The organism is Estrella lausannensis (assembly GCF_900000175.1).
GTDB classification, from domain to species: Bacteria; Chlamydiota; Chlamydiia; order Chlamydiales; family Criblamydiaceae; genus Estrella; species Estrella lausannensis.
Window position 1 is genome coordinate 57122 of record NZ_CWGJ01000001.1, and the last position, 20618, is coordinate 77739.

The 20618-nt window shown below is 48.4% G+C and carries 14 protein-coding genes; 3 read left to right on the plus strand and 11 right to left on the minus strand.

Going from position 1 to position 20618, the window contains the following annotated elements; genetic code table 11:
• Positions 1–9: 9 nt before the first annotated feature.
• From ELAC_RS00235 to ELAC_RS00275, 9 genes are all read right to left on the minus strand, one after another.
• The gene (locus tag ELAC_RS00235) at positions 10–873 is read right to left on the minus strand and encodes a hypothetical protein (RefSeq protein WP_098037266.1); all 864 of its coding nucleotides are present in this window, start codon (positions 871–873) and stop codon (positions 10–12) included.
• Positions 874–878: 5 nt separating this feature from the next.
• The gene (locus ELAC_RS00240; protein ID WP_158227762.1) at positions 879–1631 is read right to left on the minus strand and encodes a PulJ/GspJ family protein; all 753 of its coding nucleotides are present in this window, start codon (positions 1629–1631) and stop codon (positions 879–881) included.
• Positions 1618–2163 (minus strand): hypothetical protein, encoded by a 546-nt coding sequence (locus tag ELAC_RS00245; RefSeq protein WP_098037268.1) that lies wholly within the window; start codon positions 2161–2163, stop codon positions 1618–1620. The genes ELAC_RS00240 and ELAC_RS00245 overlap by 14 nt, the downstream gene beginning before the upstream one ends.
• Positions 2144–2821, minus strand: a complete 678-nt coding sequence (locus ELAC_RS00250; protein WP_098037269.1) for a type II secretion system protein — start codon at positions 2819–2821, stop codon at positions 2144–2146. Before ELAC_RS00250 ends, ELAC_RS00245 begins: the two co-directional genes overlap by 20 nt.
• A gap of 3 nt (positions 2822–2824) precedes the next feature.
• Entirely contained in the window at positions 2825–3223 is a 399-nt protein-coding gene (locus ELAC_RS00255; RefSeq protein ID WP_098037270.1) for a type II secretion system protein, read from the minus strand.
• A gap of 21 nt (positions 3224–3244) precedes the next feature.
• A complete protein-coding gene (locus ELAC_RS00260) occupies positions 3245–4426 on the minus strand; it encodes a type II secretion system F family protein (protein WP_098037271.1) in 1182 nt (393 codons plus the stop codon).
• Positions 4427–4429: 3 nt separating this feature from the next.
• The gene (gene gspE, locus ELAC_RS00265) at positions 4430–5965 is read right to left on the minus strand and encodes a type II secretion system ATPase GspE (RefSeq protein WP_420810319.1); all 1536 of its coding nucleotides are present in this window, start codon (positions 5963–5965) and stop codon (positions 4430–4432) included.
• Positions 5966–6062: 97 nt separating this feature from the next.
• Positions 6063–8603 carry a type II secretion system protein GspD gene (locus tag ELAC_RS00270; RefSeq protein ID WP_098037273.1) on the minus strand — a complete coding sequence of 847 codons (2541 nt, stop codon included), beginning with the start codon at positions 8601–8603 and terminating at the stop codon, positions 6063–6065.
• A 98-nt stretch (positions 8604–8701) separates the two neighbouring features.
• On the minus strand, positions 8702–10141 hold the full coding sequence (locus ELAC_RS00275) for a hypothetical protein (protein ID WP_098037274.1): 1440 nt from the start codon (positions 10139–10141) through the stop codon (positions 8702–8704).
• A gap of 401 nt (positions 10142–10542) precedes the next feature.
• Here ELAC_RS00275 and ELAC_RS00280 point away from each other — a divergent pair, with 401 nt between their 5' ends.
• Together ELAC_RS00280 and ELAC_RS00285 are read left to right on the plus strand one after the other, a co-directional pair.
• Positions 10543–10941 (plus strand): hypothetical protein, encoded by a 399-nt coding sequence (locus ELAC_RS00280; protein WP_098037275.1) that lies wholly within the window; start codon positions 10543–10545, stop codon positions 10939–10941.
• Positions 10941–11645 (plus strand): hypothetical protein, encoded by a 705-nt coding sequence (locus ELAC_RS00285; RefSeq protein ID WP_098037276.1) that lies wholly within the window; start codon positions 10941–10943, stop codon positions 11643–11645. The genes ELAC_RS00280 and ELAC_RS00285 overlap by 1 nt, the downstream gene beginning before the upstream one ends.
• A gap of 74 nt (positions 11646–11719) precedes the next feature.
• Here ELAC_RS00285 and ELAC_RS00290 read toward each other — a convergent pair whose 3' ends face one another.
• Both ELAC_RS00290 and trkA read right to left on the minus strand, forming a co-directional pair.
• Positions 11720–13366, minus strand: coding sequence for a TrkH family potassium uptake protein (locus ELAC_RS00290; protein WP_098037277.1), 1647 nt, complete (start codon positions 13364–13366; stop codon positions 11720–11722).
• Positions 13367–13378: 12 nt separating this feature from the next.
• On the minus strand, positions 13379–14752 hold the full coding sequence (gene trkA / locus ELAC_RS00295) for a Trk system potassium transporter TrkA (protein WP_098037278.1): 1374 nt from the start codon (positions 14750–14752) through the stop codon (positions 13379–13381).
• A 561-nt stretch (positions 14753–15313) separates the two neighbouring features.
• Between trkA and ELAC_RS00300 the strand changes: the two genes are divergently transcribed.
• A complete protein-coding gene (locus tag ELAC_RS00300) occupies positions 15314–20422 on the plus strand; it encodes an RHS repeat domain-containing protein (protein WP_098037279.1) in 5109 nt (1702 codons plus the stop codon).
• Positions 20423–20618 lie beyond the last annotated feature (196 nt).

Genomic DNA, 20618 nt, shown 5'->3' on the forward strand with positions numbered 1-20618 from the left:
TGCTACCCTCTACAGGAACCGCACTCTGGGAGTACGCTTAGGATTGGTCTTTGAAACGGAAAAATCAATTTTTCCAGGGGGAATATCGGATCTTAGGCGCGTTTGAAAAGCCTCTTCAAAAGTTTTGGTCGCCTGCTCGGGCTTCACCCGGTCACTCTTGACGTCATTATAAAGCTCCATTCTTAAAGCGGCCGCCTCATCTGCGGTTCCGCTCTCCCCAAAAAGAACGTAAAGCAGAGGCCTTGGCGCCAGATAGAGCCTGATCTTTCCATCACCTCTCAGTGTCAGATAATCGATAATAGAGGGATACTCCTCTTGCAGTTCTGTTTTCTCTCCCCTTGGGGCCATAAACCCCTTGAGCATTTTGTACCAACCCTCGGCAAGGAGCGGGTCTTCAAACTCGATGTTGGCAATTTCTTCAATTTTCTTGGGCGGTTTGCCTCTGTTTTTTATACTGTGCTGGAGGGCTTTAGTAAGCTCTTCGACCAAATCGTTCGCGAAAGAGGGTCTTTTACTCACCATTTGCTGATAGAAAGACTGATCTTCATAGAGAACCGGTATGATCTCTTTGAGAAGCTTCTTGCTGAAATTGCGATTTTCTTCTCCCTCAGGACTCTCGGTCAAAAGGGGTGTCAGCCCAATGAAAGCAAATCCCTCCCCTGAGTTCGCTTTAGTGCCTCCCTGCTTAGAATCCATCGAAGTCTCTTCATAGAGCGCATCGTAAAATCTCTCATCGAAGCGGTTTTTACTCACGTCGGAATAGGACTCCAGTTGATTTCTGAAAAGAACAACCGATTTATAGCTTTCCATCTTCGCGTATGTCATAGCGGCCAGGAGAAGAAGCATGGAAATGACAAAGAAAAGAATCTGCATCTCTTTTACCCTCCCCTGTCGTATACCACAACCTGCCTGGAGTAGGGCAAGGCGTAGGAGAGAGTCTTTTTCTCGGAAACATCCCCCTTTTTGGTCTCTAACTCAATCTTAAGGAGGGCGGGGAGCATTCCGTACTCATTTTTCCACTCCTTTAAAAACCCTCCCTTGACCTCGGGATCTTCGAGTATAACCCCTCGTAAAATACGAGGTTTGTTTTCTTTGAGGGGAGATCGGTCTTTCTCCGGAGGGTTGTAGAAGGAAAAGGAGATATTCTCCACGTTGCTAAGCAACATCTCTCGCTTGATGGGCAAAGCCCCCTGGCCCCATCTTGAAGGTGCCGGCACAGTAGCCAGCATCAACCTTCCTTTCTTGTCCACATAGAGCCTTCCGAGAACAATATTGGAAAATTGCGGTTCGATATCCACCCCTCTGTCATAGCTAAACAATAAGTAAGGGGTGCCGCTTTTGGAAATCTGATCCTGATACCCTGTAAGGAAGTAAAAATCTTTCTCTGCTTCTTTCGGAGATACAGCTCGAGGCACGATCTTCATCAAACGGCTCTGTAGGAGCCTGAGTGAAAAGACTTTTTCCTCCACCTTCTGGATCTCCGCATCCAGGCGAACGGCCTTTTGGTAGAAGTAAAACATGGCTGTCATAATGATCGACGACAGCGACAAGGCGATCAGCACTTCGATCAGAGTGAAAGAAAATTTGCGCTTTCCCGACAGTTTTCCAAGGAAGGTGCTATTGATTCTCATCGGTTGCCTCCTTGTCTTTTCCGCCAAACTCTTCATCCCTGCCGCTTACTTCAGGCACTTTCCTCAGGGCTAAAAAGCTAAAGGTGTAGGTAGCCTCGTTTCTTCGGATTCGCTCTTTATATAGGGGGGAATAAAGAATGTGAAGAGTGCCTTTTACATAGAAGAGTGTTGAAGACTTGGGAGGTTTGGGCTTGTGATTCTCTGTGAAGCGCACAAAGACCTTTTCTATAGCTTCAGGGGTAATTCCTGCTTTGGATATCTTCTCTTTGTTCATCTCAAAAATCCCTTCATCTTCTATCAGACGGAAGGGGACGCGATTTTCGTGAAGTTCTGTCAGAAGATCAACAATCAGATTCTGTGCGGCGAGGTCGACATCAAGCTCCAAAATCAGGGCTCTTTCCTCTTTCAAAATCAGCAGGTGGGGATACACGAGCGGGATCGCTGAAAGGGCGAGGATGCCAAACGCAATCATCACTTCCAGGAGCAAAAAGGGCAAACGCCGAAAGGGTCTTTTATGGAGAATTTTTCTCATCGGGCTTTTTGCTTTCGGATTTTCCTTCTACGGCAGTCCCTCTTTGACTCAACTGAGCGACCTCCTCCTGCATCATCCTTACGACCAATTCCCCCCCTTCGTTGTCTTCCTCAATGATCGAGCGTGCCTCCTCCATCGTCGAAACAGAACGTATGTAGGAAGGGTAGCCGGAGAAGGCAATATAGCGGCTGAGAGCTGAGTCTTCTTTTGAAGACAGCGCCGTCGAGATCCTTAATATACCCTTGGGTAGACTGGAGCCGGATGAGAGAAAATGCAGGGAAAGCTGCCCTTCCTCCCTGTCAGCCATGCCGTCATCGAATTCGACAACATGGATGCTTTTGAGCCGTCTTTTCTTATTTAAGTTACGCATGAAAGAATCCGCTTTTCCGCCCTCGACAGATATCCAATACAAGATACCTTCCTCATCGGCCTGGAATTTAAGAGTCGTGTCCGCGTCGAGTATGAGGAGGAGGTCTTGAGCCATCCTTGCCGCCTTTAGCACCTCTTCGGCTTCCGAGAGAAACAGTTGCTTTTGCCGGGCCGCATGAATGCCAAAAGCGACAAGAGAGCCAACAAACGAAAGGACGGCGATCACTATCAGCATCTCGATCAGCGTGAGACACCGCCTTCCAATTCGTTGACCGTTCCTGAAAATCATGCCTTATTTATTCTTGCTCTTATAAGCATCAAGATTTTTTGATTTCACACGGATGGCTTTGTTGTCATCCAAATCGACTTCCAGATCATCTCCCCAGCCGTCTTTAATCAGCGCTTCAGGATCCTTGACCAAGGAATCTTTCCTGATGATCTCTTTCCAGTCTTTTTCGATGTTGTCCAAAAGTTGCGGCTTTTCAGCAACCTGCAGGTTTAAAATCGTCTCTACCTTGTCGATGGATGTCTCTGTCTTGAAGGCCTTACCCTTTTCGAGTCCCCCCTGATATCTGAAGCCGATGACAGAAACGATGAGGCCGATGATGAAGATAACAACCATCATCTCGACCAAAGTGATGCATCGTTTGGTTTGTTTATATAGTTTCTTTTTAAAAAGTGACGAAGACATCTTCTTTTCTCCTCTAATGAATCAAGACAGATTGGGAATATCCGTAAGGGGCAGTAAAACAGCCAACATGATCAAGGCTACAATCGATCCCATCACAACCAAAATCGCAGGCTGGGAAAGGGCCATGATCCTGTCGATCAATTTTTCGACCTCATCTTCGTAGATATCCGCTATTTTATTAAACATCGTTTCCTGTGCGCCAGCCTCTTCCCCTACCGCCAGCATTTTCGCGACAAGTCCGGGCATCCATTGAATTTTCGCCAGTTCCCGGCTTAAGGAACCTCCCTGGACGATCCTCTCTTCTACCTTAAGCATATCCTCCTCAAGAGGCTTGCTTGCGAGAACCTTGGACGAGATGCGGAGCGACTCGATAATTGTCAGACCTCCCGCCATGAGAGTGGCCATCGTTCTTGAAAACCTGGCCAAAGCGGAATTGATGATCAACTTCCTCACGAGCGGTAAACGGATGGCAAGGCGCTCCATCGCAAGACGGCCCTGCTCTTTTCTAAGCTGCCTCCAGCCAATGAAAATGGCGGCACCGGAAAGAGGCAGATAAACCCACCACCAGTTAGTCAGAAAATGGCTGACTCCAATCACAGCCTCAGTAAACCCATTCATCTCCCTTCCCTCGAAAAGCCCTTCGATGGAGGGAACGACATAGCCAAGCAGCACCCCGATGACAATCAGCGAGAACATGGAGAGGACGACAGGGTAGATCATCGCGGTCATCAGCTGCCGCTGCAGCTTCTCTTTTTTTCCAAGGTAGGAGTTCAGCCGTTTAAAAACCGTCTCCAAAGAACCGGATTGCTCGCCAGCCTTGATCATCGCGACATAAAGGGTGTCGAAGCTTTTCGGATACTCAGACATCGCATCGGAGAGCGGAGTCCCCGACTTAATGCTTTCGCAGAGGGAGAGGAGGACCGGATGGTATTTCTCCCCGCGGGACTGCTCCTCTACGGTGCTTAAGCTATCATAAAGAGGCACTTTTGCGCTGACAAGCTCGCCCATTTCGAGGGTAAAAGTCTTCAGATCCGAAAGGGAGAAGTGGCTTTTGCTTGCTGTCTCTTTCTTCGCTTCCAGCTTAATCAAGACAAGCCCTTGAGCCCGGATTTTTTCGCGAGCCTCTTTTTCGTTCATTCCGTCCTGAACGCCGGATACTTTCTTTCCCTGAGAGTCAAGGGCTTGGTAGGTGAATAAAGGCATATGTTACCCCTCGCCTTCAACGCCACGTGTGGCACGCAACACTTCTGCAATGGTTGTAACACCTTGTCTGACGAGTTCAGCACCGTGCGCGAGGAGAGACACCATGCCGCTTTCCAAAGCCAGCCTTCTCAATTCGATAGCGTCAGGACTTGTCACGATTTGTTTATGAATCACGTTATTGACAACCATCAGTTCATAAATACCGTGCCTTCCCCGGTAGCCCGATCCATAACACCTCTCGCATCCGGCCCCCTCAGAAAAGTGAGCCCTATTCAGCTCGCTCTCTTTTAAACCGATGCTTTTAACCTCGCGAAGCGTAGGTTCGACTCTCCTCTTGCAGTTGTTGCAAATCGTTCTGACAAGTCGCTGAGCGAGTACGCCCGCGATAGACGACGAGAGAAGATAGGGCTCAATTCCCATGTCGACAAGCCTTGTGATGGCCGACGGTGCATCGTTGGTGTGGAGGGTGCTTAAAACAAGGTGACCCGTCAGTGATGCCTGAATGGAGATCTCCGCTGTTTCTGCGTCGCGGATTTCACCTATCATCACGACATCAGGATCCTGTCTCAAAATATGCCTTAAGCCCGAAGCGAAACTAAGTCCGATTTTGTGTCTGACTGCAATCTGTGCTATCCCTTTCAGGTTATACTCAACAGGATCCTCGACGGTCATAATATTGATTTCATCATCGGCCATCTCGCAAATGGCGCTATAGAGGGTCGTCGTTTTACCGCTTCCTGTCGGCCCTGTGACCAAGATGATTCCTTCCGGCAGCGAGATGAGCTTCTGAAACTCTTCGAGCACTTCGGGAAGCATCCCTATTTTGTCCAATCCAAGGACGACGTTTCCCTTATCAAGTATACGCAAGACGATGCGCTCGCCGCCGACTACAGGGACAGTACTCACCCTGAAGTCGATTTCCCTTGGCCCCATCTTTAACTTGATCCTGCCATCCTGGGGAAGGCGGTGCTCGGCGATATCAAGCTTTGCCATGACTTTAATACGGGTTAAAAGAGGAGCCTGAAACTCCTGGGAAGGAGCGTGCCGGCTCTGTAAAACACCGTCAATGCGATACCGCACTTTCAGGCCATCGGCTCCAGGCTCAAAATGAATATCGGAAGCCCCTTGCTGAATCGCCTCCGTCAAAATGAGGTTGAGCAGCTTGATGATAGGAGACTGCCCCAATTTACGGTCCAAAAGATCGTAGGATTCGATCTCTCCTTCCTTGACAAGATCCTCGCTATCGCCCCTAAGATCGGCGATCAGCTGGGAGGCGGCCCCCTTCTCCTGATTATAAAAATGCTGGATGGCGTGGAGTATAATCTCTTTCGGGGCAAAAACCGCCCTTACATCGAGGCCTAAAATAATTCGGATCTCCTCAAGAGGCTCTAAATGCAAAGGGTCATTGATCGCGACGATAACAGTTTCCTCTTCGACGGCAATCGGGAGCACCAAGTTTTTCTTGGCGAAGGCGTAAGAGACCTTTTCGTAATAGGATCTGGGCAGCGCGCTTAAAGGAAGGGTATCTAGCACCTCCATTCCGAATCTTTCGGCAAGGGCCCTTCCGCCGTCGTCGCTAGAAAGCATTCCTCGCTTGACAAGCTCATCTTTTCCTGCCGCTGTCTCGCTGGGTTCTTTAGTGGCCATAATACTCACCGGGCCTGTAATAGAACCGCTCTCTTTCCCTGCCAAAGAGCATAGTCATATACCCCTCCATGAGCCTGTTTTTTTCACACTCCCGCGCAAGAACAAGGCGCTTGAGAAATCCTGGAGTATCACCCGGACGGCGTGTCATCTCTTCGCAGCGGAGGCGTGCAAAATCTTCCTGAGGATCGGAAATAATTTTAGGTGTTAAGAATATAAACATCTCCACAGATGAGTCTTTCAAAACGGTGTTGCTGAAAAGCTTGCCGATACCCGGCAACTCACCGAAAAAGGGAATGCTGTCTTTTTGATCGGATGAGATTTTTCTGCGAAGTCCGCCTAAAATGACAGTCTGCCCATCGGGTATCCTGACAACGTTGTCAATATGCCTTGTGATCACATTCGGACGGGACGGGTCGGATCCGGGCTGTATCGTCTGGAAGAAGATATCGGTTTCCAAAGAAACGTAATCTGCTTCTTCGCCGAATGGGATGCCCTCTTCGTCGTTGCGCATATGGACGGTCGGCGTGACATCAATCGTAATACCGTACTGAGCACGCGTGAAAGCATCCTTCAGAGTCACACCCTTACTAGTCTCCACCTCGAAAATACCCGTGTTGAGCGAGATTTCTTCGTTGATGTTGATCGTCGCCTTGGTCTGGTTCATTGTAACAACGGACGGGCTGGCATTGATTGTGACGTCGTCGCACGACAGCAAAAATTTATAGGCCAGATCGTAAGCGGGCATCCAGGAGTGCTTCATCTGACTTAGGAAAAAGCGGAAAATGCCTTCGTTCGCAGTGCTTGTTTCAATATCGTTGAAACTCACTCCTGCCTTATTGGTTTGGGAGGCATTTGTCCCCATGCGCAAAAGCGTCATTCCAAAGGAGTTCTCCTTCTCCATCCTCTTCTCAAAAAGCAAAACTTCTACCTGAACCATCTTTTTAGGGACATCCAGCTTTCTGATCAGATCTTTCAACTTGGGAACGGCAAGAGCCTCCACGACCATGACAATAGCTCCGGTCTTCGGATCGACAAAAAAGTTCTCTCTGCCCTTATTGGGATCGGGTTTTGGCTCCCTCGGTCTATTCGGCTGCACCGGAGCCGGGTTGACGGCGTAGGTGCCTTCCTCAAAGAACTTCTCATGGTATAGCTGCTCCGGCAGCTTGTCGCGGTCAGGATTATTGATCTCGGTGATGGCGACATTCTGCCTTTGGCTGGCCTTTTGACTTGCGTCTCCACCGGCAGGATCTGTCAGAATGACGTTACTTGAAATCATCTGTAGATAGACTTTCTCTAAAATAGCGGCCAGTTCGCCCGGATCTGTGTGCTTGCAGTGGTAGGTAAAGACTATCTTCTCCAGCGACTCGCCAACCTCTGACTCCACCTGATAGATGATATCTTCGCCTTTTTTGATCTCCTCTTTGGTTCCGATCAAGATGATCGCCCGTGCAAGATGGGAGAGTCCAATCACTTTCAGGCCGGCAGAGTCCTGCCTTTCGGAGCGCCCTCCATCGTTTACGCCTTCTCCCTGGGAAATAGTATCGGGAATCACCGAAAACTGTCCGAAGATCTCCGTCAGAACTTTTGCCATCTCTTGAGGATCGGTTTTTTTCAGCGCGATGACCTTGTACTCCCGCCCTCCTGTCGTCTTCTCGATAAAATCATAGAGCTTGAGCAGCTCCTGAACAGATTGGACAGGACCAGTAATCAAAATGTCGCGTCCGATGGTCTGAAGATCAGTTGTCGATCGGTCGGCGAACTTGTCCAGAAACAGAAAGACCCTTCTCACTTCCAGAGGATTGGGGGTGAGGATATAAAGTATACGGTCGTAGGGAGCCAGCAACTCCAGCGATTCTCTCTTGTTCGTGAGTTCTTTAACCGTGGAAAAATCCTCTTTAGTCAAGTAGAGAGAGCGCAGGTAAGGGTTCAACTCCTTGATCCCGACCCCGTTTTGAGCCAGAATTGTGGTCAGCATCTCTGTCCAGGAAGATCTTGGAATGGCGATGTTGGAATTGACACTGATGGGGATGGAGGCTATATCGGGTGTGATCAGATAAACGTAGTCTGAAGAGCCGTAGTCGATGACAAGATCACCAAGCGTTGTATCAGGCTGGTGCCACAGCGCATAATCTTCCTGCTGATTATGCTCTTCCGCCATCTTGCGCCAGCTCTCCTCTAGAACCTGGATATTGCTCCTGACGAGTCTGATCTCCTCTAAAAGCTGCTTCCACTCAGCGTCGGAAACTCCTTTTTGGTAAAGATCTTCCGCCTCTCCATAGAGCTCGCGTAAAATTTCACGATGCTCTTTCAGTTCATTGTTGACCTGCAAGAGAAACTTCTGCATTTCCGGGCTTAAATCTTTCGACGCACTTCCCTGAGAAAGACTGGCTTTCTTTTCAGCGATCGTCTGCCCCGAAAGGGCATGAAAAGGAACCAATAAAAGGAAAGCAGCGGCAACCGTCTGGCTCGCTAGCTGCCGAATCGGTAAAAGAGAGTGAAGTTCTGTTAGAATTTTTGATTGATTGGTCATGCCGGTGCAGTTGTATCCTCTATCATGATTCACATTCCGGACAAAGGAGAGGGGATCTTAGCATTTCTGCCCTTAAACTGATCTGACAAAGTCTCAATTTAAGGTATCGGACCTTTACTTCCTTCACGCGCGGTGTGGCTGTTTCTCTGTTTGATGATGTTTTCAAGACGGCTGCTTGCAAAGGGTTGTGGGATGGAAGTTGCACTCTTGCCTATGCTCTCTTTGGATCTTTTGAGAGGTTGGTAGACGAGCCCTTCCTTCTGAACCGGCAGCTCGATATCCTGAACAAGCGTTCTCGCAGGGTTATAGAGAAGCCCTTTCATTACCTGCTGGTCATCCCTTCTTTCAATCCCGTCGAACACGAATAGTGTGCCTGTCATTCTTCTTTCGACATATTGGTCTATCTCTTCAGCCGTAGTCAGCTTTTTCCACCCCTCATCTGTCATGATGAGCCAGTCATGGGGGCTCAGGAGCATTTTTTCACTTTCGACTTCGAACACGTACTGGGATTTTGTCCTGGCGCCGATGAATTTAAATTCTTGCTGGATGTCATTGGGCAGCCATGTTTCCATTGACTTGAGTAGGTTGAGAGCGAGCTTTTTCTTTCCTTCAACATCCCAAAGCTCCAAGTTCATGAGCCGCTCATCCACTTTTTTAACTACTAGAATAGGGTATTTCTGCGTCTCTTTGCTTGGTTCGGCATTCTCAAAACGGCCATCTTTCCAAACCAGAATATCCCCGGCATCGACATAAACCGAATAAACTTCTTCTTTTTCTCCAAAATCGATGCGGCTCTTTCCGGCCCTGTCCTTATATTCCTCGCCGCCGTGCCTCTCTAAAAACTTATCCTGACCCATCCAACGAGCACGCTGCCTTGCCAGCAAGGTTCCGTCCACTCTCCATTTTCCAAGCTCCCAGCCGCTCTGCAAAGTCCTCGCGAGCTCTTTTTCCTGCAGCTGAAACTTAGCAAGCTGGCTTGGAGAGGAGACTTCATTTCCCCTTTCATCAATCATGCCGACGTTGATCGTCGCTTCATTATCTTGGGCTCCGGGAATAATCCAGAGAGATGTCTCTTGGTTGCCAGGGCTGAATACATATTTGCCCATTCCCTCGCCGCCACGATATTGCAAGAAAAGTTTTTCTTTAGGTTTTGCCGAAATGATATCTTTGGAACCCTCAAGCGAAAAATGAAGAAGGGGGCTTTCCATTTTAACATCCGGGCGGCCATTTTGCCCAAAATAGGTCAAATGCGATTTAAGATCGGGAAGATGCATCCTGGGAGCTACATAAGTCAGAGCAAACACTCCCTCGCCAAATGCCGCGTAGGCATTTTCATCTTTCTGAAAACTATTCCTGGGAAGCGTCGTCTTTATCTTGGACACCTCAGGCAGCGCCACATCACCTCTGGCCAAGATAAACAATAAAGAGGCCGCAAGGGCAAAAATAATTGCCAGCGCAGCAAAGACCTTAGGAATCTGTTCAAAAAGATCCTGGAAGAGATCCTGACGGATGTGAAATGACCTAAAGCGCGAAACCATAATAAGAAAGTAACATAGGACTGTTTTTAGATTCTATACCGAATAGGCCCGAAAAAAAGAGAGCGCTCCCTTTGCCAAAAACCCAAATTTGGGCCACGTTCGGAATAGGCCATCGGCTTGTCCAATTATTAATTAATTATAAACAAATTAAAATTAAAGAGCAACCAACAGACCAACAGAAGAAAAAAACTGAACTCGTTAAAAAACTCTCCATGCGACTTGGTTGATCTCGATTGGATTTAGATAAACTTTATCATATTCAAATCGAAAAATTGTCGCTCCCCGCCACATCCTTTTTTTATGCCAATTGATGCAAATCGCAAACGGTTAAAATATTTAATTGATCTCTGATCATCTTTTTCTTAGGATGGCAAAAACTGCAACCACCAAAAGAGGTACCTATGGCAGACGAAGGAATGCCGCAAAAAGAAGAGAAACCAGAGCCAAAAGCCAAACCCGAACGTCTGGAGGATGTTTACCAGCTCGCTTCCTCCAACATGAAAGACACTCTTGCCTACATCGCCATGATCGTTGGCATTCTGATGCTTTTCTTCGAACCGTTCTACGGCGGAGCTATCATCGGAGCCATCGCCGGCCTCTATTTTACCAAGGAGATCATCACTCCTTTGAAATCCTTAGAATCCTTTATCGAAAAGCAAGGGATGGTAAGGAGCCTGATTTTGGGCGGTGCTCTGCTTGGCATCTTTATCGAAGCGCCAGCCATTATCATTGGAGCGGCAGTCGCCGTCGGACTCAAGCAAATCATTGTCAATGACAAAGAATCCGACAAAAAAGAGTGATGGAAGAAATCCGGGCCATTCCACTGCTTAGTAAAGCAGAGTGCGAAGAGATCTGGGCAATAGTTAAAAGTTTGAGACCGCTCTGGACGGATAGAGGAGGAGGAGTCGCTCCCTTTTACACGCTCGGAGCGGCTTGCTATCTTGACCACCCGGAAAGAAAAAAATCTCCCTATCGGAATATCGAGGCTGCTATCAACCCTGTATTGAAGCTGCACTTTTCCTCCCTTCTGGACAAGGTTAAAACCGCCTTGGAGGAGACAACGAATAGCAAAGCCTCTTTCGACCACCTCCATGCCCTTCCGGGGTTTCATATCTTTCTTTACCATCCCCTGTTCGTAAAGCCTCAGGCCCACCTGCATTTCGATTTGCAGCAGCTCCAGGTAAAGTGGCCTTTCAAGGAGGTGGACAGAATTCATCCGTTAAGTTTCACCCTCCCCATTACACTACCTCGTTGCGGATCTGGTTTGAACTACTGGGATATCCACTGGCTTGAAAACAAAAATCGGGCCGATACGGAGATAGAAGCCCTCGCTGAGAGGACACCGATGCACTTTTTACCTTACAGTGTCGGAACGATGGTCGTGCACAGCGGACAGTTTCTCCATCAGATTGCCCCGTGCCCGGGAATGACAGAGGAAGACACCAGAGTCACACTTCAGGGACACGCCCTTTATTGCGATGGTGTCTGGCGCCTGTACTGGTAAGAGACTGTACTAAAAAAATCATACAACTTCAGGTTTAAGACTGTCTCAACAGGGGATGCTGCTTGCCTTCCTCTTTATTTATTGCGCCAGAAAGCGGGCACCAAAATCGCCAAAATCGCTAAAAATTCAAGACGGCCCAAGATCATTAGAAATGATGCCAAACCGATAGCCCTATCGGAAAGGGGTGCAAACGACTCGGCAGGTCCGACGATCCTAAAGCCGATCCCGGCATTATTGATCGTTGCTGTCACAATCCCAAGCGCACTCTCCGGGTCAATGCCGTCAAGCACAAGTAGGTAAGTGGAAAGGGCCGTGAAAGCAATGACTATCAGAAAGAAGCAAAGGACCCTGATCACCGCTTCCCACTCGATTTCGCTATTGCCGATGCGGAAACGACGTACCGTTTCCGGCCGAAACAGCGATTCTACTTTGAACTGAGCTACACGGAACAAGATATAGAGGCGCATCGTCTTGATTCCCCCTGCGGTAGATCCTCCCATTCCCCCTAAGAACATGGCAACAAGAATCACGACCTGCGCTGGATACGGCCACAAATCGAAATTGGCTGTTGAAAATCCTGTCGATGACTGTGCTGAGACGACATGAAAGGTCGCCACCCGAACAGCGTCGGTTAAAGACAGAGATTCGCCTGTCCTGCCATCGAGCAAGAAGTTGGGAGTCCCTACAATTTCGACAGAGCAAAGTGCGGACTGAACAAAGATCAACCCCAAAAAAAGAAAAAGCTCCCGGTCATAAAGCTTAAAGAATTTGCCGGTCAGGAGGTAAAAATAGAGTGTGAAGTTAATGCTTCCTAGAAGCATGAAGATAATGCAAACCCAGTCGGTGGCCGGATTGTCATAGAACCCTATACTGGTGTTCTTGATACAGAATCCCCCGGTTGAAACATTGGCGAATGTAATCATGAGGGAATCAAAAAAGGGCATTTCGTCATTGGTCAGCATTAAAAAGAATACTTGAAGCAACGATATGACAAGATAAATCTTCCATAAATTCATTGCCGTCTCCTTGATTCTCGGAGTGATCCCCTCCTTGACAGGACCTGTCACTTCCTGATAAAAAAGCTGCCGGCCGCCCACTCCAAGAGCAGGCAGAACGGCAACAAACAATACGACGATGCCTCCGCCTCCGATCCACTGAGTCAAGGAACGCCAAAAAAGGAGCGTCACTCCCAGCGCCTCAATACCTTCAAACAAAACCTTGCCCGTTGCCTTATCGATGACGGGAGCGACAGTGCCATAAAAGACATATTCGATGTCCTGCGCCCCTTCCACAATTTTTCTGTAGGGAATTTCAGCACCCGTCTCGTCATATTTTTTAGGATAGAGAACCGTCCCGCCCGTTGTGGTGAAACCCGATGTCGCCTCAAAGTAGGCCTGAAAAGGATTGGAAAGGGTCCCGCTGAAAAGGAAGGGTAGCGAGCCGAAAAAGGGAATCAGAAACCAGATAGAGACAACAACGAGCAGAGCCTCCCTTCGGTACATGATCCCATCGGTTTTGCGGCCTAAGAGATAGAGTCCTCCGCCAAACGCCGCTGTGACAAGCCAAGTGATTAAGAAGGCAACGGTTGAATGAGGCTGCGGATGCCCCTCTGCTGCGGCGCCAAACTCGTAGTAGGCTGCCATCACGAGCGGCAGAGTGAAAACCAGGCTGAAGCCTAAGAAAAAAAGTCCTAAGATTTTCGAAATATCACGCCAAAGCATCCGCCACCTAGTTTAAAATATGCCTTGCATTTCGGGCACATGCTTAGGACTTGTGATCACGATAACAGAGTCTCCCGCGGATATAATCCGGCTGCCGTTGGCTATCATCGTCCTGCCCCTGTTCTGTATCATCGCAATCAGAAAATCCGATGGAAAAAGCGGCCCTAGCTCGGAAAGGGGCACTCCGATGACGGGAGAGTCATTGCGCACATTGATCTCGATGATCTCAGCCTGATTATCGTAGAGGGATACCAGCGAGCGCACCGTCCCGGAAAATACACGGGATAAGACTTGGCTCGCGGCGGAAACAATCGGTGAGACCGTATGGTTAATTCCCAGCTGACTGGCTATCGACCGATACCCGCTGTTTGTGAGCAGGGAGACTACCCTTTCCTGACCAAGCTCCTTAACCATCAGCGAAGCCATCATATTGACTTCATCAACGCCGGTGGCTGCCACGAAAAGATCCTTGCTCGCCACTTTCTCCGACTTAAGGAAATTGACATCCGTTCCATCATGATTGATGATCGTCGATTGCGGCAGGACCTCGGCGAGACGGGCACATCTTTCAAAATCTTTTTCGATGATCGTGGTTTCAATGTTTTGCATCTCCAAGAGCTTGGCCAGGTTGAAAGCCGTCAGCGATCCGCCGACGATGAAAGCGGATTTCATCGGTTTGGAAGGAATACCAAAAAAGTGGTGAATCTCCTGAATCGCCTTAAGTTCGCCGATAAAAGTGACTTCGTCGCGCGGTAAGATTCGATCATTTCCGTGTGGGAAAATCACTTTTTTTTTTCCGAGGGAAATCCCTGCGCGTCTCTCATCTGTTTCTCTTTGAATCAGGCCGATAATAATCCCTTCCGGCAGCCGCAGTTCGGCAATCGGTTTGTCTCCCCTTCGCCACTTATCCGGGACAATAATCGTCCTGAGCTGAACTGCTCCGTGGGCAAAATTTTCAACAAAAACCGAGCTTGGGCTCAGCATATATTTCACGATATCATGGGCGACTAAAAGCTCAGGGCCTATGAAGTCATCGACGTCAAAGATCCTTCCGAAGTCAAGGCGTGACCTGTTCAACAGCTTGCTGTCCCGGATACGGGCCATAGTTTTTGGATATCCAAGCTGCTTGGCCATGGAACATGTGACCAGATTCAACTCGTCGTTATCCGTGGCGGCAATGATCAGATCGGGGGATAATTCAAAAAGCGAGTCCAGAAGCTGCCAGTCAGAACCTGAGCCCACGCGGCTCGATACATCGAGGTATTCCGCTGCCGCCTGCAGGCGGAGAGGTTCTTTATCGACAAGAACGACATCATGCTCTTCTTCCGATAAAAGTTTTGCGATGTAGGAGCCAAATGTACCTGCCCCAACGACGATAATCTTCATAAAACCGACTAAAACCCTGCAACGCTCTCCGATGTCTCTGTTATAGTGGGTTCCTCATCTTAAGGCAAGATAGAGAATCTGCAAGGAGCAGGCATAGGCTACTCTTCGGCAAATTTTTTATTTCAAATCCAAAAAGGGTGTGCTATGAGAACAGCAACAAGATTATTGATCCCCCTATTCCCATCAGTGCCAACTAAGGAGGAGAAATAAACATAAGGCAGCGCATTCAAAAAAATATTGAACGGTCTCTAAGACTCAAAATATCTCAATTTCTTTCGCAAAGCATAACTTCCCGAGACTCTAGGAGGACCGTCCACAAGCTGACATCGTACGATTTGAGTTTTGGACAGTCTCTAAAGAGGGCAAGTCACCTCATATTTCTGATATCAGATGACTTGCAATCGTTAAATCGTGAGAGACCCTTATCATTAAAAATAGATTTTGATGCACATTCGGTAAACAGCTGTAATTTATATCTTAATAATTCCTAGGCCGTTGCGAAAATATCCTCAATATTCGTATCCTTAGCTGCTTAATATTTAATAACATTAGAAGATTATTATGGTTCGTTCAGTATTATGGCTATCCCTCCTGCTTTTGCTCAGCCAGACAGGATGGGCGGATGATGCGCCAGCATCTGTATCTCAAGAGTGCGTCACCCCTCCGGGATTTATATCCGGACAGGTCGACTGCATCACGGGGACTTACCACGAAGAGTTCGAAGACCTGCATATGCCGGGTTCCTACCCTTTGTCCATCAAACGCAAGTTTACAGACCTCGGCACCGGAAGGCGCTACGAAAATCCCAACTGGAGATTCAATCATGAAGGTTTTTTCACGGCGCAAGAGGATGAAAGTTCAAAATCGGCCAGCTTTGCCAAGACTGTCTATGAATTTGATCAAAACAACCTCCTCAGCTCAATACGTCTGCTGAGCCCCGATGAAACCCTTTGCGTCCATGAGCTTACGCTTGACCGCTCATCTCGTGGAGAACTTGTCCTCAAAGCCGAAGACGGCAGGCAAGTCCTCTATCGCTACTCCGTCAATGACCCTTCAAGAACCACAGACAATATCCTGATTGACGAGGTTATCCTTCCCGACGGACGTTCTCTAAAGTACGACTACCGCAAGCACCCTCTCGAAAGGAAATATCTCATCTCCAAAATCCTGATGCCGGGAGGGGGGTTCATTGAAACGGACTATTACGACAACAAATACAACAACGTTGGAGGGGAACTTGTCACCATCGAAAACCCTCTCTCCGACTTCCGCATAGGAAAGGTCAAACAGCAAAAAGCTCCTATCGGCCCAGGAGGCGCTTCTCAAATTTTCCAGACATTTTTTTATGAAACAGGGAAAACCATCGTCAAAGATGCTGCCGGTAATGAAAAAATTTACCTGTATAGCCCGAATGGGCTCCCCCTCGCGCTAGAGTGGTGGGAAAGAGGAAAGGAAGGCAAAAAACTGGTCAAAAAGATGGTGCTATACTGGACACCCTCTGAAACTTACCCTCCCAAGCTGAAAAGCTATACGCTCGAAAACGACAGGGGAGAGGTGCAGTTTTGTAAGACATTAAAATACGATCCATTCGGAAACGTTATCCAGGAGACATACTTCGGCAATTTAACGGGTCTCTTTCCCGATGCGCTGACAATAAGCGCCGAAGGAGAACCCTTGGGAACAGACCTTGAGAAGTGCCAAATCACTTACCGTTACACCATCCCTGATGAGAACAATCCCTCCAGACTGGCTGAAAAAATTGACGAAAGAGGCCTCATCACGAGGTATTTTTATCAGGATAATTCAGACAAAATATCACAGCTCATTTTATGCAATAAAGAGCGCAACTTCATTCGCCAATTTTTTCAGTATGATGAAAACGGACTCCTGATCGAGGCTGTAACAGATGACGGTCAAAGCGATGAGAAAGAGGATGTTTCTCAAATTTCCGAGCGAAAAATAACCCGATTCAAAAGAAACAGAGGAAAGGAAGCCTTTGGAGCAATCGTCGAGTCTCTCGAGACCGCATTGGACGTAGGCTGCGGGAGCGAGGTTTTTGTGAAGAAAACTCTCTTTTCCTATGACCACTTCGGTAATCTTGCACGCCAGGAAGTAGTGGATGAGGAAGGAAAGCTGCTGGTTGTGAAAGAGTGGGAATATGATCTCTTGGGTCGCCTGCTCCGCTCCTTCGACTCTAGCTACGGGGACAAAATATACGCTTACAACGATGCGGGGAAAGTAGAAGAGGAGATTGATCTTCCGGCCGAGGGAGATCCAGTCAAAAAGACATTCGTCTACGATAAGGCGGGCCGGTTGATTAAAACGACTGAAGAGCGAGACAGCAAGATTCAGACAGAGTCTTATATCTACAACCCGCTAGGACAAAAAGTGGCTTCCGTTGATGAATATGGAAACGAAACATTTTATGAATACGATGGGATTGGAAACCTCAAAGCCATTTCTTATCCCCTAGTCGCCGCAGATGACGGAAGGCTCCTAAGACCACGCGAGGAATATGAATACGATCTCCTCGGAAACCGTATCAAAACTCGCGATCCCAATGGATACGAAACCCTCACTCAGTACAACATCAGAGGTAAGCCTCTAAAAATAACCTATCCCGATGGATCAAGCGAGGAAATGAGGTACACAAGGGAAGGGTGCCTGAAAGAGAAACGACAAAGAAACGGACTCAAGGTTCTCTATGAATATGATCAGCTAGCCCGAGTCGTCAAAAAGGAGCTTATCTCAGAAGGCGGGGCAACGCTAAGCGAAAGCGCCTACCGCTATTCATCGTTTCATTTAGTCGCAGGGGATGAAAAGGGATCAGAAAGCCACTACACCTACGACCCCCAGGGCCATCTGCAATCGGTTCTCATCTCAGGTCCTAAGGGATCAAAGAAGATAGAATATGAATACGACAGCCATGGAAGAGTCATGGTTAAAAAAGAGTGGGCTGACAATTCCTTCCAGATGGCAACCTACACAGAAAGGGATGAGAGGGGTGAAATCACTTGTGAACGAATCGAGGACTTCACCGGACGGATCTTGAAAAATGATCATTTTAAAATCCCCCACCTAAACGATCCCAAAGAGGCCGCGTCCATCACAGAACAGATCATCCAGACTCAGGGGTGCCGGCAAATATCAAAAATATGTGTAGACAAGAGCGGCAACCTCACAGAAATGGTGCTTGATGCCTTAAGACGGCCAATCAGCAAAACAACAAAAAACAGCTTTGGGGAAACAATCGAAAGAATCGAGTATGCCTATGACCTCTCGGGCAATAAGACGCGCGAGACTCATGACGTACTCTTTCAGGGCACCAAAAGGGAAGAGTTTACCATTCTCTCTCGTTACGGGCCCATGAACAGGATAGAGGAAATCGAAGAGATTTCTGAAAATGGATTCGTCAGGAAGACGGAATATGTCTACAGCCAAAACGGTCGCCTGGAGACGATTTTAAAACCCGATGGGGAGTCTGTTTCAACCTTTTACAATGAATGGGGAAACCCGAGAAGGGTCAAATCATCAGACGGCACAATCGACTACGCCTTCGAGTATGATTTACAGGGTAACATCATCGAGGCGATCGATTTGGTCAAGGGGACGGCGACATTAAGAGAACACGATGACGAAGGGCTTGTGATCCGCGAGGTGCTGGGCAACGGCCTGTCCATGCAGTACGCTTACGACATTAAAGGAAGAAAAACGAAAATCACACTTCCCGACCTGACCGAAATCGCCTATGAATATGACGCCCTTTCCCTGAAAGACGTCAAAAGGATAAACCGGTTTGGAGACGTCCTCTACAGTCACAAATACACCTCGTTTGATGAAAAAGGTCGAATCCTCTGCGAGTGCCTTCCAGCGGATCTGGGGGAGAGGAGGACTGAGTACGACGGCAACGGAAATGCCGCTTCCATCGACACACCGTATTTTTCAGACCAATTTATCGGCTATTCCGAAGAGGGTGGAAAACCAACCAAAAGACGCATTAAAGATGCGGGGGGATTGACGGAGATAGACTACGCTTACGACGTCAAGGGGCAACTAACCCTCGACACCACCTGGAGACGCGATGAGTATGCATACGACACTTTGGGCAACCGAGTCAAAGAGTCGGACGGAGCGTATGGATATTCGGGCGGCAACCTGCTCTCTTTTTCCGGAGGTAAAAGCTTCAATTATGATGCCAACGGCAACATGGTTTCAAGAAAGGATCCTGACGGTTCGGAATACCGGTTCATCTATGACGCGCTGAACAGGCTGACTAAGGTGATTAAAGACGATCACCCCGTTGCAGAATACATCTATGACCCTTTCCACAGAAGAATCGCCAAACTGCTGACCGAAGAAGACGGGCAGCGGCACACGGTGAAATACCTCTGGGAGGGCTCTAACGAGATCGGCTCCGTGTCCGACGAAGGCAAGATCTCTGAGCTACGCATACTGGGCATCGGCAAGGGCGCGGAAATCGGGGCAGCTCTGGCGATCGAGATCCACGGAAAGCCCTACCTTCCCCTCCACGATCTCACGGGATCGCAAAGGTGCCTGGTGTCTTTCAAAGATAAAAAAGTGGTGGAGTACTACCGGTATAACGCTTTTGGAGAAGAAAATGTCTTCTCTGAAAACAAAGAGCCGCTGTCGCCCTGGCGCTTTGCAGGTAAACGCCAAGACAACGAGACCGGATTCATCTATTTTGGAAGAAGGCTTTTAGACCCTTCTGCGGGACGCTGGATTACGCTCGATCCGCTGGGATACCAAGATGGTCCAAACCGCTATCTGTATGTCAAAAACAGCCCTGTCAACAATCAGGATTTGCATGGCCTTTTTGTTCTGGGAGATTTCTTCACATCAGTATGGGAAGGCTTGCAATATCTTTTTGCCTTCAAAAACGAGATCGTGGAAAGAATCCAGACAGAGGCCAATTACCCACGATTGGTCGAGGCCGAAATGACAACCCTGATGGAGGCAACGATCGGCAAAGGGCTGCTTGGGCTGGCGGGATTTTATGGGGAGAAAGGGGAAGAAGGCGTGTATGGCCAGGGGGAGGCAGCCTCCAATGTCCGCATCACTTTGATCAACGGCATCTCCAATATCCGCTCCTACTTGAGCGAATCGATGGAACACATCCTTAGAACTCATGGCGGTGCCAATATCCACTACATTTTCAGACCGACAGAAGGCTGGTGCTGGGATTTGATGAAAGCGTTCCTGACCAAAATGGGATTAGTTTCAACTTATGCGGAGAGGCTGGCCTCCAAATGGAAGAGCCTCATCCGAGAGATGGGAGGAGTGGAAGGCGGCGGCCTCATCATTCACTATTGCCATAGCCTAGGGGGATCCGATACTGCACAGGCGGCTAACCTTTTAACTCCGGAGGAGAGAAAAATGATCAGGGTTTTCTCCTTTGGCTCGGCAACGATGATTCCTGCAACCGCGGGGTTCGAGAGCGCCACAAACTTTGTTAGCCTAAGAGATGGTGTATCTCTTTTTGACCCCCTGGGAATAATGTACGGCATCTTCAACGACAACAGTAATGTCGTATTCGTTGGGACAATCTTCGGCCCTCCGCTCATCGACCACATGCTCGGCTCGGAAACATATTCCGAGATTCTCCGCATGCTGGGCCTGATGTTCATGAAGACATGCGGCAAGGGAGCGTAAAAATGAAAAAGATGAAACTGTTTTCCGCATTTTCTTGAAGGACTCGACAGGGATGGTTTTTAAGAGAAGTCCCCTGTCTTGCCTACCTATGGGCGCCTCTATAGCAAAATCATACGATCTGTTTGCTGAATTGGTTTTTGGGCGAGGAGAGAGGTTTCGGCAGTGAAACATTGCAAGTCGCCTCCCATTTCTAATA